The sequence below is a fragment of the Roseisolibacter sp. H3M3-2 genome (assembly GCF_029211165.1).
GTDB lineage: Bacteria > Gemmatimonadota > Gemmatimonadetes > Gemmatimonadales > Gemmatimonadaceae > Roseisolibacter.
The window spans coordinates 1-3,882 of the sequence record NZ_JARGEK010000411.1; the positions used below are offsets into that span (position 1 = coordinate 1).

Sequence of the window (3,882 nt, forward strand, 5' to 3'; positions counted from 1 at the left end):
GTCGGCAGGCGGACCGCGAGCGCGCCGACGCGGCCGACCCCTACCTCGTCGCGCGGGGCGAGGCGGCCCGCGGCCGGCCGGCGCGCGGCGTCGAGCTGCTCGTCGCCGCGCTCGACCGCGAGCGCTCGGCGCGCGGGCGCTTCGTCCGCGAGACGCAGATCGCGCAGCTGATGGTCGACGCCGGCCTCGCCGAGGTCGCGCAGCCGATCGTCCGCCGGCTCGTCGAGACGGTGAAGGAGCGCTCGCTCGACACCTGGGAGTCCGGCGCGCTCGTCGCGCAGCCGCTCGTGCTCATGTGCCGCGTGCTCGACCAGCTCGGCGACCCCGACAACGCGCGCCCCGACCTGTACCTGCAGGTGTGCCGGCTCGACCCGCTGCAGGCGATGGCGCTCCGCAAGGGCGGCTGACGATGGCGCGCACCGAGATCGAGCGCACCGTCCTGCCGTCCGTGCTCGACCGGCTGACCGACCACGACCCGCGGCTCCCCGACGACCCCCCGGTGACGCGCGCCGAATCGGTGCGCCGCTTCCGCGACGCCGTCATGCGCGACGTGGAGTGGCTGCTCAACACGCGGGCGCCGCACGCGCCGATCCCGGCGGGGCTCGTCGGGGTCCGCCGCTCGGCCTACGCGTACGGCCTCCCCGACACGACGGGGCTGGTCGGCGGCGCGCAGGAGGCGCGCGCCGAGTTGTTCGGCTGGGTGCGCGCGACCATCGCCGCGTTCGAGCCGCGGCTGGCCGACGTGCAGATCGAGCTGGTGGGCGGCGGCGACGCGACGACGCCCGAGGTCCGCTTCACCCTCAGCGCGCTGCTCTGCATGGACCCGAGCCCCGAGCAGGTGGTGTTCGACACCGTGCTCGATCCGGTGAACGGCAGCCACACGGTGCGCCCCGCCGAGGTCGCGCGGCCGGCCGCGGGCCCGGGCGGCGGAGCGCGCGCGTGAGCGCGGCGGGCGCCGGGCGCGCCGCCGAGGGCGGGGCGGGGCGCGACGAGCTGCTGCTCTACTACGAGCGCGAGCTGACCTACCTGCGGCGCCTGGGCGCGGAGTTCGGGGCGAAGTACCCGAAGGTCGCCGCGCGCCTGCAGCTGGAGCCCACCAAGAGCGAGGACCCGCACGTCGAGCGCCTGCTCGAGGGCGTGGCCTTCCTCAACGCGCGGCTCCACCGCCGGCTCGACGACGACCTGCCGGAGCTGTCCGAGGCGCTGCTCGACGTCCTCTACCCGCAGCACGTGCGCCCCGTGCCGTCGCTGGCCGTCGTCGAGCTCGAGCTCGACCCCGAGCTGGGGAAGCTGCCGGGCGGGCTCGCGGTGCCGCGCGGCGCCGAGCTGCGGTCGCGGGCGGTGCAGGGGATGCCCTGCCGCTTCCGGACCTGCTACGCCACCACGCTCTGGCCGGCCACGGTCGCCGCCGCCGAGTGGACGGGGGCGGAGCGCGCGGGGCCGGGGGTGCGGCTGGCCGACGCGGTGGGCGCCATCCGCATCGAGCTGCGCGCGTTCGCGGGGATGCGCCTCGGGCAGGTGACGCTCGACGCGCTGCGGCTGCACCTGGCCGGCGACGCCGCCGTGACGGACGTGCTGTACGAGTTGCTGGCCAACAACGTCGCGCGCGTCGCGGTGCGCGACCCCGACCAGCCGTCGCTCCCGGCGCAGCTGCTCCCCGCCGACGCGCTGCGTCCGGTGGGGTTCGCGGAGGACGAGGCGCTGCTGCCGCTGCCGCGGCGCACGCTCGCCGCGCACCGCCTCCTGCAGGAGCTGTTCGTCCTGCCGCAGAAGTTCCACTTCGTCGACGTCGTCGGCCTCGGGGCGGCGCTGCGCGCGCTCGGGTGCGGCCCGCGCGCGGAGCTCGTCGTCCTGCTCAGCCGGTTCGAGCGCGCGGAGCGGCGCGCCGCGCTCGAGCTGGGGCTGTCGGCCGACGTCGTGCGCCTCGGCTGCACGCCGGTGGTGAACCTGTTCGCGCACACCGCCGACCCGATCCTGCTCTCCGAGCGGCAGCTCGAGTACCCCGTCGTCCCCGACGCGCGGCGGCGGCTGGAGATCGAGACCTGGTCGGTGGACGAGGTGGACCTCCTCACCACCAGCAACCCGGAGCCGCGCCCCGTCCCGCCGCTGTACGCGATCCGGCACGGCGCCGAGGCGGGGGCGGGGGCGCTGTACTGGCACGGCGTGCGGCGCTCCAGCGGGTGGCGCACCGACCTCGGCACCGAGGTGCACCTCTCCTTCGCCGACCTGAGCGGGGGCGTGCGCACGCCCGACGCGGACGTGGTCACGTGCCGCCTCACCTGCTTCAACGGCGACCTCCCGGCGCGGCTGCCGTTCGGCGTCGACGAGCGCGGCGACTTCGAGCTCGCCACGGGCGGGCCGGTGCGCCGCGTGCGCTGCCTCATCAAGCCGACCGAGGTCGTGCAGCCGTCGCTCGGCAAGTCGCTGCTCTGGCGCCTGGTGTCGGCGCTCTCGCTCAACCACCTCTCGCTCGTCGACGGGGGGCGCGACGCGCTGCAGGAGCTCCTGCGGCTGCACAACACCGGCGACCGCGTCGCCGGCGAGCAGCAGATCCAGGGGCTGACCGACGTGCGCAGCGCCCCGACGCACGCGCGCGTCGTCACCGAGCACGGGATCGCGTTCGCGCGCGGCCGCCGCGTCGAGCTGCTGTTCGACGAGGAGCAGTTCCCGGGGGGCGGCATGTTCCTCTTCGCGAGCGTGATGGAGCGGTTCCTCGCCCTCTCGGTCTCGATGAACAGCTTCACGCAGCTCGTCGCCCACAGCCGGCAGCGCCGGCGCCCGGTGCGCGAGTGGGCGCCGAGGTCGGGGTGGCGGACGCTCGTGTGAGCGCGCCGCCGGCCGCGGCGCGCGCCGCGCTGCAGCGCGCCCTCGAGACGGAGCCGACGCGCTTCGCCGCGTTCCAGGCGGTGCGCCTGCTCGGGCGGCTGCGCTCCGACCGCGCGCCGGTGGGCGGGTGGGCGGAGCCGGGGAGCGAGGTCGTCCGCTTCTCGGTGCCGCCGTCGCTCGCGTTCCCCCCGGCCGAGGTGCTGAGCATCCGCCCGCCGGCCGACGGGGAGGGGCCCCACCGGCTGAGCGTCACGTTCTTCGGGCTCACCGGGCCGCAGGCGGTGCTGCCGCATGCGTACACGCAGCACGCCGCCGACCGCGCCCGCGCGCGCGACACGGCGTTCCGCGACTTCCTCGACCTGTTCCACCACCGCGCGCTCTCGCTCTTCTACCGCGCGTGGGGGCGGTCCAAGCCGGTCCTCGGCCACGAGACGGGGGAGGACGACTGGCTGCTCGACCACCTGCTGGACGCGGCCGGGCTCGGGACCCGCGGGCTGCGCGGGCGCCTGCCGATCGCCGACGCGGCGCTCGGCCACTACGCGGCGCTGCTCGCCCCCGCGGCGCGCTCCGCCGACGGGCTGGCGCGCCTGGTCGGCGACTACTTCGACGTGCCGGCGCAGGTGGAGCAGTTCGTCGGCGAGTGGCGCCGCGTCGACGGCGGCGGCCAGGTCACGCTCGGCGGCGACGACGCGACGGCGCGGCTCGGCCTCGGCGTCGTCGGCGACGAGGTCTGGGACCCGCAGGCGCGCGTGCGCCTGCGCCTCGGGCCGCTCACCCGCGCGCAGTTCGACGCGTTCCTGCCGGGCGGCGCGGCGCACCCCGCGCTGGCCGCGCTCGCGCGGCTGTACGTCGACGACCAGGTCGGGGTCGACGCGCAGCTGGTGCTCGACCGCGGCCACGTCGCCCCCTGCGTGCTCGGCGTGCCGCTCGGCGGGCCGCGCGCGCCGCCGCCTCCGGCGTCACCCGCGCCCGGCGACGCCGCGCCGCGCCGTCCGACCGGCCCGCCGCGAAGTCGGAGGCCAAGCGGTCTTAGGAAGACAAATCGTGGTCTCAACT

General features: G+C 76.9%; 4 protein-coding genes. All 4 read left to right on the top strand.

The features are described 5' to 3' along the window. Positions 1-407: type VI secretion system domain-containing protein (locus PYV61_RS22070; RefSeq protein WP_275835735.1), on the top strand; the 407-nt coding region annotated here is incomplete at its 5' end. A gap of 2 nt (positions 408-409) precedes the next feature. Beyond that, complete coding sequence (tssE, locus tag PYV61_RS22075; protein WP_275835737.1) at positions 410-943, top strand: type VI secretion system baseplate subunit TssE; 534 nt, start codon at positions 410-412, stop codon at positions 941-943. Further along, positions 940-2,826: a type VI secretion system baseplate subunit TssF gene (gene tssF / locus PYV61_RS22080; protein WP_275835739.1), complete on the top strand. Its 1,887-nt coding sequence runs from the start codon at positions 940-942 to the stop codon at positions 2,824-2,826. The genes tssE and tssF overlap by 4 nt, the downstream gene beginning before the upstream one ends. After that, positions 2,808-3,882, top strand: a 1,075-nt coding sequence (gene tssG / locus PYV61_RS22085) for a type VI secretion system baseplate subunit TssG (RefSeq protein ID WP_275835741.1), incomplete at its 3' end; no start/stop codon positions are given. The genes tssF and tssG, both read left to right, overlap by 19 nt.